Raw genomic sequence first — 18,813 nt, 5'->3', positions numbered from 1 at the left:
GGGATGCCCGGTACCGTCTTACGGATTATGAGAACAGGAATAATCAGTTTGCTGCTGCTAGCGGGACTATCGTCCTGCACCAAGGAGCGGTTTTCGCCGGGCGAGCTGGTCGGCTACTACCGACAGATCGGTGAGCGGGCGATCGGCCCCGACGGAGCGGTGCTGTGGGAAGACCACACGAACAATACTACCCATCTGGGCCTACGGGAGGACGGCTTCTACTACAACTACTATACCGGCAGCTGGTCGGTGGACGGGACCACCCTGCGCCTGACGCACCGGCTGGATTTGGAGCAGGAAACCTGGACCTACGCCATGGAATGGTTGGGCGAGGACGTGCTACTGCTGCGCCGTACCGTGCCGGCGGAGCAGCGTGGAGCCCACTTTCCGGCCGGGGAAGCGGAGGAAATAACTCTCTACGAAACCTTTCGAAAAGAAAAGTAGGGCAGGAGCGGACTAAATCGATTAAATTGGGCGCCTACCCAATTTAGCCTATGCGTCCTGTTCTGCCCCTCATTGCCCTTATTTTCCTGTCTGCGACCGTATTCGGACAGGATCACCACTTGGTAGACCAGGTCGCGGAACCCGTCGATTACGCCAGCCCGCTGATGGGCACCGATTCGGAGTACCGCCTAAGCAACGGCAACGTGTACCCGGCCATTGCCCGTCCCTGGGGCATGAACTTCTGGACGCCGCAGACCGGCGAGATGGGCAACGGCTGGGCCTACACCTACGACGCCTACCGCATCCGGGGCTTCAAGCAGACGCACCAGCCATCGCCCTGGATGAACGACTACGGTCAGTTCTCCCTTATGCCCGCCACCGGCACCCCGCGCTTCGCGGAGGAGGAGCGGCAGAGCTGGTTCAGTCACAAGGCCGAGACGGTGCAGCCCAACTACTACCGGGTGTACCTGGCCGACCACGACATTACCACGGAGATCACCCCGACGGACCGGGCGGCCCGTTTCCGCTTCACCTTCCCGGAGAGCGACAGCAGCTTCGTGGTCATCGACGCCTTCGACCGGGGCTCCTACGTGAAGATCATCCCCGGCGAGCGTAAGGTGATCGGCTACACCACCCGCAACAGCGGCGGCGTGCCGGACAACTTCAAGAACTACTTCGTGGTCGTTTTCGACCGGGACTTCGACCTGACGCGCACCTTCCGCGATTCGGTGCTTACGGATGCCCTGGAGGCCGAAACCGACCACGCCGGAGCGATCGTCGGTTTCCGCACTGCGGAGGGGGAGACGGTGAACGCCCGCGTAGCCTCCTCCTTCATCAGCGCGGAGCAGGCCGAGCGGAACCTGGAGGAGGTGACCGCCGACTTCGCGACCGTGCGCGCCGAGGGGCGGGAGATCTGGAACCGTGAGCTAGGCCGGATCGCCGTGGAGGGCGGCACGCCGGACCAGGTAGCCACCTTCTACAGCTGCCTGTACCGCTCGCTGCTGTTTCCCCGCAAGTTCTACGAGTACGACGCCGACGGGCAGGTGGTCCACTACAGTCCCTACAACGGGGAAGTACTGCCGGGTTACATGTTTACCGACACCGGCTTCTGGGACACCTTCCGGGCGCTCTTCCCCTTCCTCAACCTCATGTACCCCGAGCTGAACGGCCACATCCAGGAGGGGCTCTCCAACGCGTACACGGAGAGCGGCTGGTTGCCGGAGTGGGGCAGCCCGGGCCTGCGCAACGTGATGGTGGGCAACAACTCCGCCTCCGTGGTGGCCGAGGCCTACCTCAAAAGCGGGGAGGCCTACGACTACGACATCGAGAACCTCTACGAAGCCCTCATCCACGGCGCCAACAACGCTGGCCCGCTGACCGCCGTTGGGCGGGCGGGAGCCGAATACTACACCGACCTGGGCTACGTACCCTACGACGTGGGCATCAACGAGAGCGCCGCGCGGACCCTGGAGTACGCCTACGACGACTTCGCCATCTACCAGCTGGGCAAGGCCCTGGGCAAGCCCGCCGCGGAGATCGAGAAGTACCGGCAGCGCAGCCTCAACTACCGCAAGCTCTTCGACCCCGAAACGGGGCTGATGCGCGGCAAGAACGAGGATGGCACCTTTATGGGACCCTTCAACCCGCTGAAGTGGGGCGATGCCTTCACGGAGGGCAACAGCTGGCACTACAGCTGGTCGGTCTTCCACGACGTGCAGGGCCTGATCGACCTGATGGGGGGCGAGGAAGCCTTCACCGCCAAGCTGGACAGCGTCTTCTCCCTGCCGCCCGACTTCGACGACAGCTACTACGGCGGCGTGATCCACGAGATCCGGGAGATGCAGATTGCCGACATGGGGCAGTACGCCCACGGTAACCAGCCGATCCAGCACATGATCTACCTGTACAACTACGCCGGCGAACCCTGGAAGACGCAGTACTGGGTACGCGAAACGATGAACCGGATGTACCACTCCGGCCCCGACGGGTACGCGGGCGACGAGGACAACGGGCAAACGTCGGCCTGGTACGTATTCTCGGCCCTCGGCTTTTACCCGGTAGCGCCGGCCACCGACCAGTACGTGCTGGGCGCGCCCCTCTTCCGGAAGATCACCCTGGAGATGCCGAACGGCAAAACCCTGGTCATTTCCGCCCCCGACAACAGCGATACCAACCGCTACGTGCAGTCGGTGCGCTGGAACGGAAAGACCTACGACAAGAACTGGGTCAGCCACGCGGCCCTGCTGGAGGGCGGCACCCTGGAGTTTGAGATGGGCCCCGCGCCCAACCGGACGCGGGGCACGACTTCCGATGCTTACCCCTATTCGCTTTCGCGCGAGAGCAGCCGGTGAGGCGGGCCTTTCCGCCGTGCAAAATTTGCTTATTTTAATTCACTACAATTTTCGTCGCCCAGTCCCGTAATCGGGATACCCGCCACCAGCAAAATGAGAAGCAAGAGACATTCTATCAAGGACATCGCTAAACAACTGAACGTATCGCCCACCACGGTTTCCTTCGTTCTCAACGGAAAGGGCAAGGAGAAAAAGATCTCCGATGAAGTGATCCAGCGGGTGCTGACCTACACCAAGGAGATCAACTACAAGCCCAACCTGCTGGCGCGCAGCCTGCGGACGGGCAAGACCAAGATCCTGGTGGTAATGGTCGAGGACATCAGCAACCACTTCTTCGCCAAGATCGCCCGGATCATCGAGGATATCGCCTACGCCAAGGGCTACCGCGTGCTGTTCTGCAGCAACGAGAACAAGGACGAGCGCTCGCGCGACCTGCTGAACCTTTTCTTCGAGCGGCAGGTGGACGGCTTCATCATCATCCCATCTTCGGGCATCCGGGAGGACGTGGCCGAACTGATCAAGAACGACATCCCGGTGGTCCTCTTTGATCGCTTCTTCCCCGACCTGGACACGCATTACGTGGTCATCGACAACTACGACGCGTCCTACAACGCCACGCGGCACCTCATTGGCAACGGCTACCGCGACATCGCCTTCGTCACCACCGACGTCGACCAGGTGCAGATGAACGACCGCCTGTGCGGCTACGAGGAAGCCGTAGCCGCCGCCGGGCTGCCCGCTACTGTACTGCGCGTGCCCTTCGGCGATACCGACTCGCGGCGCGGGCGGGATCAGCTGCGCGACTTCTTTACCGAGCGGCACGACGTGGACGCCGTATTCTTCTCTACCAACTACCTTACCCAGAGCGGGCTGGAGATGATCAAGGAGACCAACGTCACCTCCATCGAGGCCCTGGGCATCGTCACCTTCGACGACAACGAACTGTTCCGAATTAATACGCCCTCGATCTCCGCGGTGGCACAGCCGCAGGAGGAAATTGCCCAGGAGCTGATGCGCATCATGCTGCACCTGCTGAAGAACCGCGAGAAGACCGCGGAAACCTTCAAGGTGACCCTGAAGGCCAGGTTGATCCCCCGCGGATCGTCGCTCGCCAAGGTGAATGCCCCGGCGTAACAAAATACTACTGCCATGCCAGCCATCCCACGTTTTTGCCTGTACTTCCTGCTGCTGTCGCTGACGGGTGCGGTATACGGACAGGCTACGCTGCGCGCGCCCGCCTACCCGCTCATTACCCACAATCCCAACTTCAGCATCTGGTCGATGGGCGATTCGCTGGCCGGGTCACCGACCAGGCACTGGACGGAAACCGACCACGACCTGCTCGGACTGCTGCGGGTGGACGGCAAAGCCTACCGCTTCCTCGGTATGGAACCGACGCTGTACGCAACCGTGCTGCCCGCGGCCGACGAGGCGGACACCCCCGTTCGCTACACCGAAACCGCCCCCGCACGAAACTGGGCCGAACCCGGCTTCGACGATACGGACTGGCGGACCGGCAGCCCCCCCTTCGCCGACGATACCCTGGCAGCCACCGCGTGGACGAGCGACGACCTGTGGTACCGCCGGACGTTCGACCTGGATTCCACCAACCTGGAAGATCTGCTGCTCAAACTGCGGCACGACGACAACGTCACCGTGTGGCTGAACGGCGAGCAGATCTACACGGTGAACGGCTGGCAGCACAGCTACAAGTACCTGCCCGTACCCGACGCCGCAGTAGCGAACCTGCGCCGCGCCGGCAACGTGCTGGCCATTCACATCCGCAACACCGCGGGCGGTCAGTGGCTGGATGCGGGGCTGGTCCGCCGGGTGCATCGGCCCGAGGAGGAAGAGATCACCGTGGCGCGGCAAACGGACGTGACGCTTACCGCGAACCAGACAAGCTACGCCTTCGCCTGCGGCGGGGTGGACCTGTCCGTCACCTTCACCTCGCCGCTGCTCATCGAGGACCTGACCGTCTACGCCCGGCCGATCAGCTACGTGGACGTTACGGTTACCCCGAACGACGGGGCCGATCACGACGTCGACCTGTACTTCGGCGTATCGGGCGACATCGCCCGCAATACGCCCGGTCAGGAGATCAAGGCGAGTCGTCACACGGCCGGTGGCCTGTCGTACCTGCGGGCGGGCACCACCGGGCAGCCGGTGCTCGGCAAGAAGGGCGATGACCTGCGCATCGACTGGGGCCACCTTTACGTAGCCGGCAGCCAGGAAGAGGTGCTGCAGTACCCGGGCGAAACGGAGGATTCCTGGCCGGTCTTCCTGCGCCGGGCACGCCCCCGAACCGGCCCCTATTCCGGTAACCACGCCATGCTGAGTACCGCGGCCGATCTCGGCGTGGTCGGTGCGCCCGTGTCGCGCACCTTTCTGGTGGGCTACGACGAGGAAACATCCATCAACTACTTCGGCACGCCCCTGGCCCCCTGGCACAAGAAAGAGGCCGAAACCTTCTCCGAACTGCTCGTGACCGCCTGGGAGGAGCACGACGAAATCATCAGGTGGGTACAAGCCTTCGATCGCGAGCTCTACGCCGAAGCCACGGCGGCCGGTGGCCCGGACTACGCGGACCTCTGCGTACTCGCCTACCGGCAAGCCATCGCCGCGCACACGCTCGTGGAGTCGCCGGAGGGGGAATTGCTCTTCCTTTCCAAGGAAAATAACAGCAACGGCTCGATCAACACCGTAGACGTGACCTATCCCTCGGCTCCCCTCTTCCTGCTGTACAATCCGGATCTGCTGAAGGGCATGCTGAACGGCATCTTCTACTATAGCGAGAGTGGAAAGTGGCAAAAGCCTTTCCCCGCCCACGACCTGGGCACCTACCCCATCGCCACCGGACAGACCTACGGCGAGGATATGCCCGTGGAGGAAGCCGGCAATATGATCACCCTGACCGCGGCCATCGCCGAGCGGGAGGGGAATGCCGACTACGCCAGCCAACACTGGAGTACGCTCACTACCTGGGCCGAATTTTTGCTGGAGAGCGGCTTCGACCCCGAGAACCAGCTGTCGACCGACGACTTCTCCGGCCACCTGGCGCGCAACGCCAACCTGTCGGTGAAGGCCATCATCGCCCTGGCCGCCTACGGCAAGCTCGCGGGGATGCTCGGCGCGGACTCCGTCGCCACCGTATACACCACCGCGGCCGAGGGGATGGCCCGGCAGTGGATGGAACTGGCCGACGACGGCGACCACTACAGCCTAACCTTTGAGAATCCCGGCACCTGGAGCCAGAAATACAACCTGGTGTGGGATGATTTGCTGGATCTGGGCGTCTTTCCGCCGGAGGTGGTCGAGACCGAGATCGCCTACTACCTCACCCGGCAGAATGAATTCGGGCTACCCCTCGACAGCCGGGATACTTACACCAAATCCGACTGGATCCTCTGGACGGCCACCCTGGCCCCCTTACCGAATGACTTTAAGGCCCTGATGGAACCCGTCCGGGCCTTTGCCGACCAGACGCCGGACCGCGTACCGCTCACCGACTGGCACGATACCGTCGACGCCCGCCGTATTGGCTTCAAGGCGCGGTCGGTGGTCGGGGGCTACTTCATCAAGTTGCTGAAGGAGCGGAAGCGGTAGGGACTACTTGCGCGTGATCAGCTCGAGAGTACCCCCCTGGCGCAGGTCGCGGTAGGAAAGGTAAAAGCCGTCGAGGGGCTGGCCGTCGTAGCTGGCGGACTCCAGATTACGCGAGCGGCCATCGGACTGGATGACGAAGTCCCGGTCGCCCAGCTTCCAGGCCACCCGGTCGAAAACGGGCAGGCTGACCAGGTACTCGTTGTCGGCCGGGGAGAGGGGGTAAAGGCCCGCCGCGGCGAAGACGTACCAGGCGCTCATCTCGCCGGCGTCGTCCATACCCGAGAGCGCCAGACCGTGCTCACCCACCCCGTAGAATTCATCCGTAATGCGGTCGAGGATGGCCTGTGATTTTTCGGGCTTGCCGATGGCGTAGTAGGCGTAGGGGGCCTCGTGGTCGGGCTGATTGCCGTGGCAGTACTGCCCGATAAAGCTCGAGATGTTGCGGGCGATGTACTCGGGGTTCCAGGGGACGGTGAAGAGGGAGTCGAGCTTGGCCTCGAAGATATCCGGGCCCCCGTAGGCGGCGACCAGTCCCGGCATATCGTGGGGGGCGTAGAAGGAGAGCTGCCAGCCGTTGGCCTCCCGGTACATATATTCGTAGTAGGGGAAGCGGGGGTTGAAGGGGGAGACCCAGTCGCCGCTGGCGAGCCGCCCGCGCATGAAGCGGGTTTCGGGGTCGAAGACATTATGGTAGTTCTGGCCGCGGTCCATCAGTTCGCGGTAGTGGGCGCTGTCGCCCGTCGCCCGCGCGAGCTGGGCGAGGGAATAGTCGTCGAGAGCGTACTCCAGCGTCTTGGATACGCCGGCGGCCGCCACGGTCTCCACTTCCGGGTTTTCCACTACGGGCTCCGGTACGTAGCCCAGCGCGATGTACTGGTCGATGCGGGGCCGGGTGCCGCCCGTGCTATAGGCGTTGTTGAGCAGCAGCGCGTAGGCGCGGTCGAGGTCGAAGTTGGTGATGCCCTGGGCGTGGGCGTTGGCTACGAACACCGCGGCGTGGTCGCCGTGGAAAAAGGTGGGCATGAAGCCGGTTTCTTCCCCGCGGACGATCATACTCTGAATGACGTCGCCGGTCACCTCAGGCCGCAGCATGCCCAGCAGGACCAGCTTGTTGCGGTAGGTATCCCAAAGAGAAGGGTTGGTGTAAAAGGAGAAGCCCTCGCTGCGCACGGTACCGGATTCGTCGGTGAATTCGCCGTTGCCGTCGCTGCGCAGGGCCGGCCAGAGGAAGGACCGGTAGAGAGAAGAGTAAAAGAGGGTTTTCTCCCGTTCCGAGCCGCCGCTTACCCGGACGTGGGAGAGCAGGTCGGACCAGGTGCCTACGCCGGCGCGGTGGACGGTCTCGAAGTCGCGGTCGCCGATCTCCGTCTCCAGGTTCTCCCGGGCGTTGGCGGTGCTGACGAAGGAAAGGCCGACCTTCATGGTGACCCGGTTATCACCGGCGCCCAGGTCGAGCAGGGCGTAGCCCCGCGACTGCCCGGGCTCGACGGTGCGCACGTCTTCCACCTCGTCGCTGAGCCGGGCGGAGAAGTAGACCGTTTCCCGGCCCATCCGCTGGTAGCCTTCGACGCGGTTGGGGGCGGGCTGCTCGATCGCCCAGTCGTTGATGCGGTTGTTGGAGCGACCGAGGTCGAAGAGGATGCGGCGGTGCTGCGGGTCGTCGTAGGTGTACTCGTGAAATCCGGCCCGCAGGGTGGAGGTGAGCCGCACGGCAACCCCGTAGTCGGCCAGTTTCACCGCGTAGTGGGCCGGGGAGGCCGATTCGCTGTCTTTGGTGAAGCCGGAGGAGAACGGTGCCGTTGCCGTGGCCGAGAGGGGGAGCACGGGGATGTTGCACAGGTTCCAGTGCCCCTTATTGGTGTGGGCAAAGCCGATGATGGCGTCGTCCTCGTATTCGTAGCCCGCCCCGCTGCCGTACTCGGTGATAGGGCTGAGCTGCACCATCGCGTTGGGGAGGGCGGAACCCGGGAAGGTGAGGCCGGCCCAGACGCGCCAGCCCTCCGGCGGGGTGTAGCCGATGAAGGCGGGATCCGTGAGCGGGGCCGTACCTAGGAAGGGGTTGACGTAGGTGACGGGGTCGCTGACGTAGCCGTCGGTTGCGGAGCCGGTTTGGGGAGCGTTACCGGAACGGCACCCCACCTGCGTCCCCGCCACGCACAGCAGCGCGAGACTCAGGTAAATGCTTACGAATCTGTTCATGGTGGGGAGGCGTGTTTGGGACCGGCGGACTAGGTCAGCAGGTCGGGATTGTTCTGGTAGGTCTTCCAGAGGAATTCTCCGAAGAGGGTATTTGCCCAGGCGAACCACGAGCGGGTGAAGTCGGCGGGGTCGTCCTTGTGGAAGCCCTCGTGCATGAAGCCCGTGCCGGCGTGGGTAGCCTTGAGGGTCTGGATGCAGTTCCTGATCTCGGCGTCGTCGTTGCTGGTGAGGCCGCGCATTGTGATGGCCATGGGCCAGATGTAGTCCATCCCCACGTGGGGCCCGCCGATGCCCTCGGCGGCCGTCCCGCGGAAGAAGAAGGGGTTGTCGGTGGAGAGGACGAAGGCGCGGGTATTCTGGTAGACCGGGTCGTCGTCGGCCACGGCGCCCAGGTAGGGCAGGGACAGCAGGCTGGGTACGTTGGAGTCGTCCATCATCAGGCGGTTGCCGAAGCCGTCGATCTCGAAGGCGTAGATATTCCCGTACTTCTCGTGCTCGACCACGGCGTGCTCCTGCAGGGCGGCGCTTACCTCTTCGGCCAGCGCCCGCAGTTCGCCGGCGGTGGCGGTGTCACCGGCCAGGGTTTCCATCATTTCGGCGGCCTGTCCGAGGCTGACCACGGCGAAGAAGTTCGAAGGGACCAGGAAGCTGAAGACAGTGGCGTCGTCGCTGGGCCGGAAGGCGCTGCAGATCAGGCCCACCGGGTTGACCGGGTAGCCGGCACCCCGCAGCGGACGGGTGTCCGTGGCGTGGGGGGTGGTCCGCATGAAACTGTAGGGGTTGGTGCCATCCTTCTGCTGTTGGTCACGGAAGGTCTGGAGGGTAGTCTTGACGGCGTTCTGCCAGTCTCCGTCGAAGGGGGCGGTATCGCCGGTCGTCTTCCAGTAGTGATAGGCGAGGCGGATAGGATAGCACAGGGAGTCGATCTCGTATTTGCGCTCGTGGACGCCGGGCTGCATATCGGTGTAGTCCGAGGCCCACTCGCCCCGTTTATTGGGGTCGTCGTAGAAGGCATTGGCGTAGGGGTCCTTCAATACGTAGCGGGTCTGCCGGTTTATGACACCCGCGATGAGCTTTTTGAGCTGGTCGTCCTGGTCGGCCAGCTGGAGATAGGGCCAAACCTGGGCCGAGCTGTCGCGCAGCCACATGGCGTCGATGTCGCCCGTGATGACGTAGGTGTCCGGCCGGCCATTGGGTTCGGTGTAGGTCACCGTGGTATCGATGGTGTTGGGAAAGCAGTTATTGAACAGCCAGGCCAGCTCTTCGTCGGCTACGTTGGCGCGGAACTCCCGGATGGCGGCCTCCACGGCCCGGCTGGAGAAGTTGCGTTCCGCGGCGGCCACGCGGACAACGGGAAAGTCCTTGGTATACCCTCCGGCGTAGCCGCGCAGGGGGTTAAGCGCCACGGCGCCGCCAAGCAGGGCGGTCTGCCGCACGAAGTTTCTTCGGTTCATCACGGTTTCTTTGGTTTTACGGGTAAGGTAAGTCGCCGGGGCAACCCCCGCCTACAGCAGGTCGGCTGCCTGTAGCTTGGCCATGGCCTCCACGAGCATCAGACCGCTGAGCTGGGTGGTGAGGTCGGTACGGTCCGTGGGTTGCCGGGCCCAGTTGGGGCCGGCCAGCATCTCCGGACGCAGCAGCCCGTCTTGGTAAAAGGTTTCGCCGTTGTACTGCATGAAATCGACCAGCTTTTGGCGGTCGGAGTCGTTGATGTCCGGCTGCAGGATCAGCTCCGTGAGGTAGCGCACCAGGATACCCTTGAAGAGGCCGCCGTCGCCCTGCCCCTCGTCGCGGAGGATGCCGTCGGTGGTCACCTTCGGGCTGGTCATCAGGCTGCGCGCCGTGCGCAGGGAATTGTTGAGGTAGCCTTCCTCGCCGGTGGCTTCGTAAAGCCAGTTGCCGGCGCCGATCCAGGTGCCCTGGTTGTAGGTGAATACCCAGTCTTTCTGCACGCTCACCGTACCGTTCTCCTCGGAAATGTTGTCCCAGACCAGGCCGGTGGCCGGGTCTACGAGATTGGCGTTCTGCCATTCGTAGAGGTCGCGGGCCCACTGTAGGTAGGTGGAGTCCTGATCGAGGGCGTACAGCCGCATGGCCAGTACGATGGCCGGGCCGTTGGATACGGCGTTCTTGGAGTAGGGGGTATCCTTCTTCCAGCTGATGCCGCCGCCGAAGATGTCGCTGTAACTCATGATGATGTCCTCCCAGAGAAACTCCGCCACTTCCCGGTACTCCTCGTTGCCGGTAGCATTGTAGGCCCGTACGCTGGCGTTGCCCAGCCAGAGCATGTCGTCGTTGAAGACGTTGGAGTAGCTGCCGCCGTGCATCGTGCGGATGCCGCGCAGCAACTCGAGCATACGGGGCAGGTAGGCGGGGTCTCCGGTGCGCTCGTAACCGTCAACGAGGACGTGCAGCGCGTGGGCGTTGGGCCAGTAATGAAAGGTGGCGGTGCCCCGGTTGTCTTGGACGAAGGTGCCGTTGGCCCCCAGGTAGGTGGTGTAAAAGGCCTCCTGCATGGAGTCGGCGGTCGCCGACCAATCGATCTCCGCGTCCGGGGTGGCTCCGGAAGGGGCCCGCAGCGGGACGCCCTCCTCCAGTTCACAGGAAGCGAGGAGCAGCAACAGCAGGCTGGCGGCAAGTATTTTGGGAATAGTGAGAGGCATAGAAGTTTTATTGGTTGGGGCAATTACTGGACGGTAATCGTATGGGTGTATTCGGGCACTTCGGCGTTGAAAATGATGCGCATATCCACGGCGGCCAGGTCGGCCTCGGAGGGATACTTGAAGCTGTTGGCCCAGTAGTCGTCGGTCACGGGCACCACGTACCAGTACTCCTCGCCGGTGTTGGCGTCGGGGCGCTGGTTGTCGCCGTTGGTGCTGCCGTACCACTCTTCGGTGGTGTTGCCGTCCTGGGTGACGGTAAATTTGAACTTGTAGCGCTCGTCGCGGCCCCAGGATTCCTGCTTGAACTCGATGGTCTCGTCGGCGGCCTCCCAGGTTCCGTTGCCGACGTAGTCGAAGGCGAAGGAATACTCCCCGCGCGGCGGGAACCAGAGCTCGACCTTATCGACGGTGGCCATGCTGACCGAGCCGTCGCTGAAGTCGACCCGGATGCGGTAGACCTGCTCCTCGCCGGTGACGGTGGTCTCGCCGTCGGCGCGCAGGTCGCTGCCCTCGATCGAGAAGACTTCCGGGGTGCCGGAGGTCCGCGTCAGGAAGTGGTAGGTACCGGGCTGCAGGGAGGTGTACACCTCGTAGGTGTCGGCGCCGGTCTTCACCAGGGGGATGGCGTTGGCGGGGTCGGTACCTCCTTCGGTAGCGGAGCCGGTCAGGAAGAGCTCGTCGGGGGTCGGGAATCCGCCGGGGCGTTCGACCTCGATGGTGCGGACCTCCTCGGCCTGCCGGATGTTGAGGCCCTTGGTACTGCGGACCGTCCACAGCAACTTGCCAGTGCTTTCGGGCTGGATGCCCGCCAGGGTAGCTACCTGGTTGAGCTCGGTGAAGGACAGCGAGAGTTGGTTCTCAAACCCGCGGCCGTCGGAGGCCACTACGTAAAGCGGGTCGGAGAAGTCGCCGCCCTCCATATCGAAGGCTACTTCGTAGAGCACGACGCCGTTGTCGGCGGCCCGGGCGGCCTGCCACTGGAACAGCGCCGACCCCTGGGCGCCCAGGTTGAAGTAGCGGTTATCTTCGGGGGCGTACAGGGCCTCGACGGGGGACACCTCCGCGATGGTCAGGGTTTCCTCCTCTTCACAGCCCGTACAGAGGAAGAGGGCGAGGAAAAACAACAGGTGGGGGATGATCGATTTCATGCTATTTAATTGGGATGGTCCGGCAGTGCTGCGGGGGCTTACCAGCCGGGGTTTTGGCTAAGGTTTGGGTTGATCAGTCGCTCGTCGCGCGGAATGGGCCACAGGTAGTGCCGGGAGGGATCGAAGGTGCGCAGGTCGGCGCGGATGTATCCGTCGTCCGTGGACGAGGGGCCGAAGCGGGCGCCGTGGGCCCACCCGTTGAGGACATCCTCGGCAATGCGCCAGCGACGGATATCGAAGATGCGGCGGCCCTCCATGGCCAGTTCCACGCGCCGTTCGTTGCGGATCAGGTCGCGCAGCTGGATCTGGTCGAGGGAGCCGTCGTAGTTCAGGGCCGAGGCGTCGGTGAAGCCCGCCCGTTCCCGGAGGGGCCGGATCGTCCGGTTCCATACCGCTTCGTCGAACTCACCGAGCTCCAGCTTGGCCTCGGCGTACATCAGCAGCACGTCGGCGTAGCGGATGAGCATCAGGTTGAGCCCCGAGCTGAGGCCCGACTGGTAGGTCGGGTCGAAGTACTTGCGGGTGTAGTAGCCGGTCGGACTGGCCGAAGAGCCGGGCGCGTATTCGTCGAGGGGGTTGTCGGGGTCCGAGCCCGGCTCGATGTAGATCGTGTGGGTGCCGTCGCGGTCGGTCCACTCGTAGCCGTCGTACACGATGGTGGCGGTCAGTCGCGGATCGCGGTTTTCGTAGGGGTCGTTCTCGTCGTAATTGGCGGCGGGGTCATCGATCCGGCGACCGTTAAGCGTGAGGTAGCTGTCGACCAGCTCCTGCGTGGGCGCAAGGGCATTCAGGCGGGCGCCGGCCGAAAGTGGGGCCATATCGAAGAACTCGCCCCAGGTGCGGAACTCGGGCACGTACTGCAGGCTGAAGATGTCCTCTACGCTGTACTCGTTCTGCGGCAGGAAGAGTCCGGAGTAGGAGGGGAACAGGGCATAGTTACCGGCCTCGCCGTCCATGATCCGCTCGGTGTATCCCACCACTTCGCTCCAGTTGCCTTCGTAGAGGTGGACGCGGGCCAGTAAGGCGAGGGCCGCTCCCCGGGTGGCCCGGCCGCGGTCGCCCTCGCCGTACTCCGACTTCGTGGGCAGGACGTCGGCCGCGGCACGGAGTTCCGACACCACGAAGGCGAGTACCTCGCTCCGGGGGGTGCGGGTCAGGGTTTGTGCTTCCTCGATGGTCGGGTCGGAGTCGAGCAGGGGCACGTCGCCGAACCAGGTCATGAGGACGAAGTGTTGCCAGGCGCGCAGGAAGCGGGCCTCGGCCTTGATGCGCTCGCGCAGGCCTTCGTCCATGTCGGGCACCCGGTCGACGTTCTCCAGGAAGAGATTGGTCGTTTTGATGCCGGCGTAGCGGCTGTCCCACTCGCTCTGGATGCGCCCCAGGGAGGCGTCGTAGGTGCCGGAGGCGATGGAGGCCGCACCGGCGTTGTCGCCGCGCCCGTTGTAGGCGTTGTCGGACAGGGCCTCGTTGTAGAAGAAGTGATTGCTGGAGTAGAGCTGGGAATACGCGGTGCTGAGGAAGGTCAGCGCCTTGTCGGTGCTGGTCCAGTAGCTCGCGTCGGTAAAGGTATTTTCCGGGATCAGGTCCAGCCGTTCGCAGCCCGTGACCGCCAGCAGCAGGGCCAGCAGGTGAAGGGGCAGTCGGGTTAGTTGCTTTGTCATGACGGTGGATTAAAAGGTGGCGTCTACGCCTACGCCGTAGTAGACCAGGGTAGGATAGGCACGGCCGCTGTTGGCGCCGCCACTGCGCAGGTTGTTGTCAAATTCGGAGAGCTCGGGGTCCACAAAACCCACCTTGGAGAGGGTGGCCAGGTTCTGGCCCGACAGGTACACCCGGAACTGCTGCAGACCGATCACCTCGGTGAGCCGCTGCGGCAGGGTGTAGCCGACCTGGACGTTCTTGAGGCGGGCGTAGGCTCCGTTGAAGAGGTACATATCCGAGCCCCGCCGGTAGTTGTTGGTGATGGACTGGGTGCCGTTATTGGCCAGGCGCGGGTACCGCGCGTCGGTGTTGAAGGGGGTCCAGTAGTCGAGTTGGTGGGTGTACATGGTCGCGCCGTAGTTGAAGTGGAAGGGCTCCACCTGCTCGCCGCGGATCATCATGGTACGCTTGCCGACGCCCTGCACGAATACGCTGAGGTCAAAACCCTTCACGTTCATCCCGTAGGTCAGGCCGAAGGTCAGCCGGGGGAAGGGGTTACCGAAGACGAACTTGTCCTGGTCGTTGATCACGCCGTCCTCGTTGAGGTCAACGTAGCGGTTGTCGCCGGGTACGGGCGTGAGGCCCTCCGGAACGGCCGCGCCTTCGATCTCCTGCATGTTCTGGAAGTAGCCGTCGCGCTTCAGGCCCACGTAGGAGTTGAAGGGAAGCCCCTCCCGCAGGATGGTCTGCAATTCTTCCACGCCGGTGAGGCGCTCGTTGCCCTGGAAGTCGAGTACCGTGTTGCGGGTATCGCCCAGGTTGAACTGCAGGGTGTGGGAGAACAGGTCGCCGTAGTGGCGGTAGGTAGTGCTTACTTCCCAGCCGCGCGACTGCACCTTGCCGGCGTTGAAGTCGGGCAGCCCGGTACCGTATACGCCGGGTACCGCGGGCGGCACAAGGATATCGGAGGTGATCTTGTCGAAGTAGTCGGCCGAGACGCTCAGGGCCCCCTGGAAGAAGCTGAGGTCGGCCCCCAGGTTCAGGGTAGCGGCCCGCTCCCACTGCAGGTTGGGGTTGGCGAAGTTGTAGCCCGCCCCGCTTACGCCCGAGTTGTTGAAGGCGTAGGCGTTCTGGAAGGTGAAGTAGGTGGTCTGGTACTGGTAGTTACCGACGTTCTGGTTGCCCAGCACGCCGTAGGAGGCCCGCAGCTTGACGTTGCCGAAGCGCTCCAGGTAGTTGGCCATGAAGGGCTCGTTCGTCAGGTTGTAGCCCACGGATACGGAGGGGAAGAGGCCCCAGCGCAGGTACTCGGTAAACTTGGAAGAGCCGTCGTAGCGGAAGCTGAATTCGGTGAAGTACTTGTCGGCGAAGGAGTAGGACAGACGGCCGAAGATGGAGTTGAGGCTGTTCCGGGAAGAGCTCTGGTTGGAGTTGTAGCTGTTCTCGGCGATCTCGGTATCGGTGATCGGGGTGCCCAGGTCCGGGTCGGTGTACCGCTTGAAGATGCCGATGCCGCGGTCCTGGTGGTTTTCGTTCGATATGCCCACCAGCAGGTTCAGGTCGTGACCGCCCCCGAAGCTGCGGGCGTACTCACTGATCAGCTGGGTGTTGAGGTCGAGGTTGCGGCGGAACTCGTCGTTGGTATTGCGGTCCTCGCCGTAGACGCCCTTGGGGAAGAAGTCGACCCGCAGGGTGCGCGCGAACTGGCTGTTGATGTAGAGTCGGCCGCCGAAGACACCGCGCACCTTCCAGCCGGGAAGGACCTCGAACTCACCCGACAGGGTGCCGAAGAGGTCGTCGTTGTCGTACTGCCGGAAGCCGCCCTCCTCGAGGATGCCGAGCGGATTGAACTGCTGGAGCACGTCGTTGGTAAGATAGCGGCCGCTGCTGTCCTTCTGGTCGTAGTAGAGGGGGACGCGGAAGGCGTCCACCATCAGCGTCGCGGTGTTGAAGGAGTGGTCGCGGATCCGCTGCTTCGCGTAGGCCAGGGTGGAGGTCAGGTTGAAGCGGTCGGTGGAGGTGCTCAGGTTGACCCGCAGGTTATAGCGCTGCACGCCCCGGTCGGGGCCCACGTAGTTGCTCTCCTGGTCCAGGTAGCCCGCGGAGACCAGGTAGGTCGAGTTTTCGTTGCCCCCCGAGACCGAGAGGTTGTGGTTCTGCTGCAGGGCGTCCTGGACGATCTCCTCGGCGAACCACTGCTGGCTGCCGCGAGCCGCGATGTCGCGGAGCTGCTGGGGGGAGTATACTGCGGCGCTCTGGTTGCTGTTGAAGGCCGCCTCGTTACGCAGCACGGCGTTCTCGAGGGCCGAAACCGGTTCGGTAAAGAACTGCGGGCGGTTGATGCCCGCCAGGCCGTTGTACTGCACGGTGAGGGCGCGGTTGTTCCGTCCCTTCTTCGTCGTGATCAGCACGACGCCGTTGCTGGCCCGCGAGCCGTAGATGGCCGCGCTTCCCGCGTCCTTGAGGATCGAGACGCTCGCGATGTCCGCCGGGTTGAGCGAGTTGATGTCGCCCCCCACGATACCGTCGATCACGATCAGCGGGGAGTTGTTGCCGAGCGTGCTCACGCCCCGGATGTTGATGTTTACGCCGGCGCCGGGCTCGGAGTTGCGCTGCTGGATGACCAGGCTGGCACTCTTGCCCTGCAGGGCCTGCGTGGCATTCACCGCCGGGCGGCCATCGAAGGCATCTTCGGAGATCTGGTCCACGGCACTCACTACCCGCGAGCGCGACTGGGTACCGTACCCGACCACGACCACCTCGTCGAGGGTGGAAACGTTCTCGGTCATGGTCACGTCGAGCGTGGTACGCCCGTCGAGCGTTCGCTCCACCGGCTCCATGCCGATAAAGGTGAAACGCAGGGTGGCCGAGGGGGAAGCGACGTTCAGGAGGTAGTTTCCGTCAAGGTCGGTTTGGGTACCGTTGGTGGTCCCCGTTTCGAGGACCGTTACGCCCGGCAGCCCGAGGCCGTCCGCGTCGATCACCGTACCGCTGACGGCCGTACCCGGTGTATCCTGTCCCGACAGGGTCGGGGACAGCGTAAAACAAAGGCCGAACAGGACCAGCAAGAGCGGGGCGCAGGGCGGAAGGGGGGTCCACCACCGCCGGGGGGGTGAGAAAAGTGTAGGTGTCATCGACTTTAAGGTTAGTAGCGAAGCCGCTAGGGCAAGTGAATATACTAAATCGTTTTAGCAAGTTCCAAATAATTTTCATCCTATCGCAGAAATTTGTCGCTGATCCGCCACTTATTGGCGCCCACCCATAGTGCGGAATACGCCCTATTTTTCAGCATGCTGTTACGCCCGTTGCTCCCGCTTTTCGTATTGTCGACTTCCCTTATGGCCCAGGATCCCGGCCGGGATTATTTCCCGCCCGCGCCCGTCCCCGACCGCATCATCCTCAACCTCACGGAGCGGCCGGCGGAGCGCGTGGCCGTTTCCTGGCGTACCTCCCCCGTGGTGGCCCGCTCGCTGGTGCAGGTGGCCCTGGCCGATCCCTCCCCCGATCTGGAAGAAAACGCCCGTACAATCGCGGGAACCAGCAAGACCTTACTCACCGACCTTAACGGCGCCCGCTTCCACAGCGCGGTGATGGATAGCCTGCGCCCCGCCACCCAGTACGCCTACCGGGTGGGCGACAGCACCCACTGGAGCGAGTGGAACCACTTCACCACCGCCGCGATGGACGCGGCCCCCTTCAGCTTTCTCTACTTCGGCGACGCCCAGAACGACCTCAAGAGCCTGTGGTCGCGGGCCATCCGCGGCGCCTACGCCAGGATGCCCGATGCCGATTTCCTGCTCCACGCCGGCGACCTGATCAACCGTTCGACCCGCGACCACGAGTGGGGGGAGTGGTTCTACGCCGGCGGGTGGATCCACGCCGTCACGCCCGCCATCGCCACGCCCGGCAACCACGAGTACGGGCGCGACACCGCCGGGATTCCCGAGCTTTCCCCCCACTGGCGGCCCACCTTCGCCCTGCCGGAGAACGGCCCCGCAGGCTTCGCCGAGACCGCCTACTCCATCGACTACCAGGGGGCCCGCATCATCTCGCTAGACAGCCCCGCCTTCCTCTACGATTCCACCGCCGCCGACGCCCAGGTCGCCTGGCTGGAGGGCCTCCTCGCCGAAAATCCCAACCCCTGGACCATCGTATTCATGCACCACCCCGTTTTCTCCAGCAAGCTGGGCCGCGACAACGAGGAGCTGCGCACCCGGCTGGAGCCGCTCTTCGTGCGCTACGGCGTCGACTTGGTGCTGCAGGGCCACGACCATACTTACGGGCGCGGCACCAACCTGAACGTGGGCGAGGGCACCCGGCCGACCGTCGACGGCCCCATTTACGTGGTCAGCGTGAGCGGCCCCAAGATGTACGACGCCGGCCTCGCCGACTGGATGGACCGTGCCGCCTCCAATACCCAACTCTACCAGCTCGTTTCGGTGAGCGGGGATAGCCTGGAATACACCGCCTACACCGTCACCGGGGAGCGCTACGACGCCTTCAGTCTCTACCGGCAGCCCGGCGGCGGGCCCAACGTGTACGTGGACCGCGCGCCTGAGGAGACGCCCGAGCGGCTCGACCTCCCTCCCCGCTACGAGCGCAACTACTCCGACGAGCAACGTGAGGAATACCGCAACCGCTTCGAGGCTTACCGGACCCGCAAGCGGGGCGGCGGTCCCGATTGAGCGATGCACGAACCACGATGCCGGCTATTCGTTGAGCACAAGGTTTACAGTAAAGACCGCAATCGATGAATGCTCC

At 63.8% G+C, this 18,813-nt stretch carries 11 protein-coding genes; 5 read left to right on the top strand and 6 right to left on the bottom strand.

The features are described from left to right. The first annotated feature begins 27 nt into the window (after positions 1–27). The 4 genes from DQG19_RS16010 to DQG19_RS15995 all read left to right on the top strand — a co-directional run bounded on the left by DQG19_RS16010 (position 28) and on the right by DQG19_RS15995 (position 6,401). A complete protein-coding gene (locus DQG19_RS16010; protein WP_157974550.1) occupies positions 28–444 on the top strand; it encodes a hypothetical protein in 417 nt (138 codons plus the stop codon). Positions 445–494: 50 nt separating this feature from the next. Beyond that, positions 495–2,795 (top strand): GH92 family glycosyl hydrolase, encoded by a 2,301-nt coding sequence (locus tag DQG19_RS16005; RefSeq protein WP_116127291.1) that lies wholly within the window; start codon positions 495–497, stop codon positions 2,793–2,795. Between the two features lie 93 nt (positions 2,796–2,888). After that, positions 2,889–3,929 (top strand): LacI family DNA-binding transcriptional regulator, encoded by a 1,041-nt coding sequence (locus DQG19_RS16000; RefSeq protein WP_116127290.1) that lies wholly within the window; start codon positions 2,889–2,891, stop codon positions 3,927–3,929. A gap of 15 nt (positions 3,930–3,944) precedes the next feature. After that, on the top strand, positions 3,945–6,401 hold the full coding sequence (locus DQG19_RS15995) for a glutaminase domain-containing protein (protein WP_116127289.1): 2,457 nt from the start codon (positions 3,945–3,947) through the stop codon (positions 6,399–6,401). Positions 6,402–6,404: 3 nt separating this feature from the next. On the opposite strand, the gene DQG19_RS15990 is transcribed toward DQG19_RS15995, so the two are convergent. Genes DQG19_RS15990 through DQG19_RS15965 form a run of 6 tightly spaced genes read right to left on the bottom strand, consistent with a single transcriptional unit; the run spans position 6,405 to position 17,186 of the window. Further along, entirely contained in the window at positions 6,405–8,600 is a 2,196-nt protein-coding gene (locus DQG19_RS15990) for a GH92 family glycosyl hydrolase (RefSeq protein ID WP_116127288.1), read from the bottom strand. Between the two features lie 29 nt (positions 8,601–8,629). Continuing rightward, positions 8,630–10,054: a glycoside hydrolase family 125 protein gene (locus tag DQG19_RS15985; RefSeq protein WP_116127287.1), complete on the bottom strand. Its 1,425-nt coding sequence runs from the start codon at positions 10,052–10,054 to the stop codon at positions 8,630–8,632. Positions 10,055–10,105: 51 nt separating this feature from the next. Continuing rightward, positions 10,106–11,263: a glycoside hydrolase family 76 protein gene (locus DQG19_RS15980; protein ID WP_116127286.1), complete on the bottom strand. Its 1,158-nt coding sequence runs from the start codon at positions 11,261–11,263 to the stop codon at positions 10,106–10,108. 23 nt (positions 11,264–11,286) lie between these two features. Next, the gene (locus DQG19_RS15975) at positions 11,287–12,411 is read right to left on the bottom strand and encodes a SusE domain-containing protein (protein ID WP_116127285.1); all 1,125 of its coding nucleotides are present in this window, start codon (positions 12,409–12,411) and stop codon (positions 11,287–11,289) included. 38 nt (positions 12,412–12,449) lie between these two features. After that, entirely contained in the window at positions 12,450–14,072 is a 1,623-nt protein-coding gene (locus DQG19_RS15970) for a RagB/SusD family nutrient uptake outer membrane protein (RefSeq protein ID WP_116127284.1), read from the bottom strand. A 9-nt stretch (positions 14,073–14,081) separates the two neighbouring features. Next, positions 14,082–17,186 (bottom strand): SusC/RagA family TonB-linked outer membrane protein, encoded by a 3,105-nt coding sequence (locus DQG19_RS15965; RefSeq protein WP_116127283.1) that lies wholly within the window; start codon positions 17,184–17,186, stop codon positions 14,082–14,084. A 156-nt stretch (positions 17,187–17,342) separates the two neighbouring features. On the opposite strand from DQG19_RS15965, the gene DQG19_RS15960 reads away from it, so the two are divergent. After that, positions 17,343–18,737 (top strand): purple acid phosphatase family protein, encoded by a 1,395-nt coding sequence (locus DQG19_RS15960; protein ID WP_116127282.1) that lies wholly within the window; start codon positions 17,343–17,345, stop codon positions 18,735–18,737. The last annotated feature ends 76 nt before the right edge of the window (positions 18,738–18,813 follow it).

It is taken from the genome of Lewinella sp. IMCC34183 (assembly GCF_003390915.1).
In the GTDB taxonomy this organism is placed as follows: Bacteria; Bacteroidota; Bacteroidia; order Chitinophagales; family Saprospiraceae; genus Neolewinella.
Note: the sequence above shows the minus strand (reverse complement) of the source record. Positions and strands in the feature narration are given on the sequence as shown.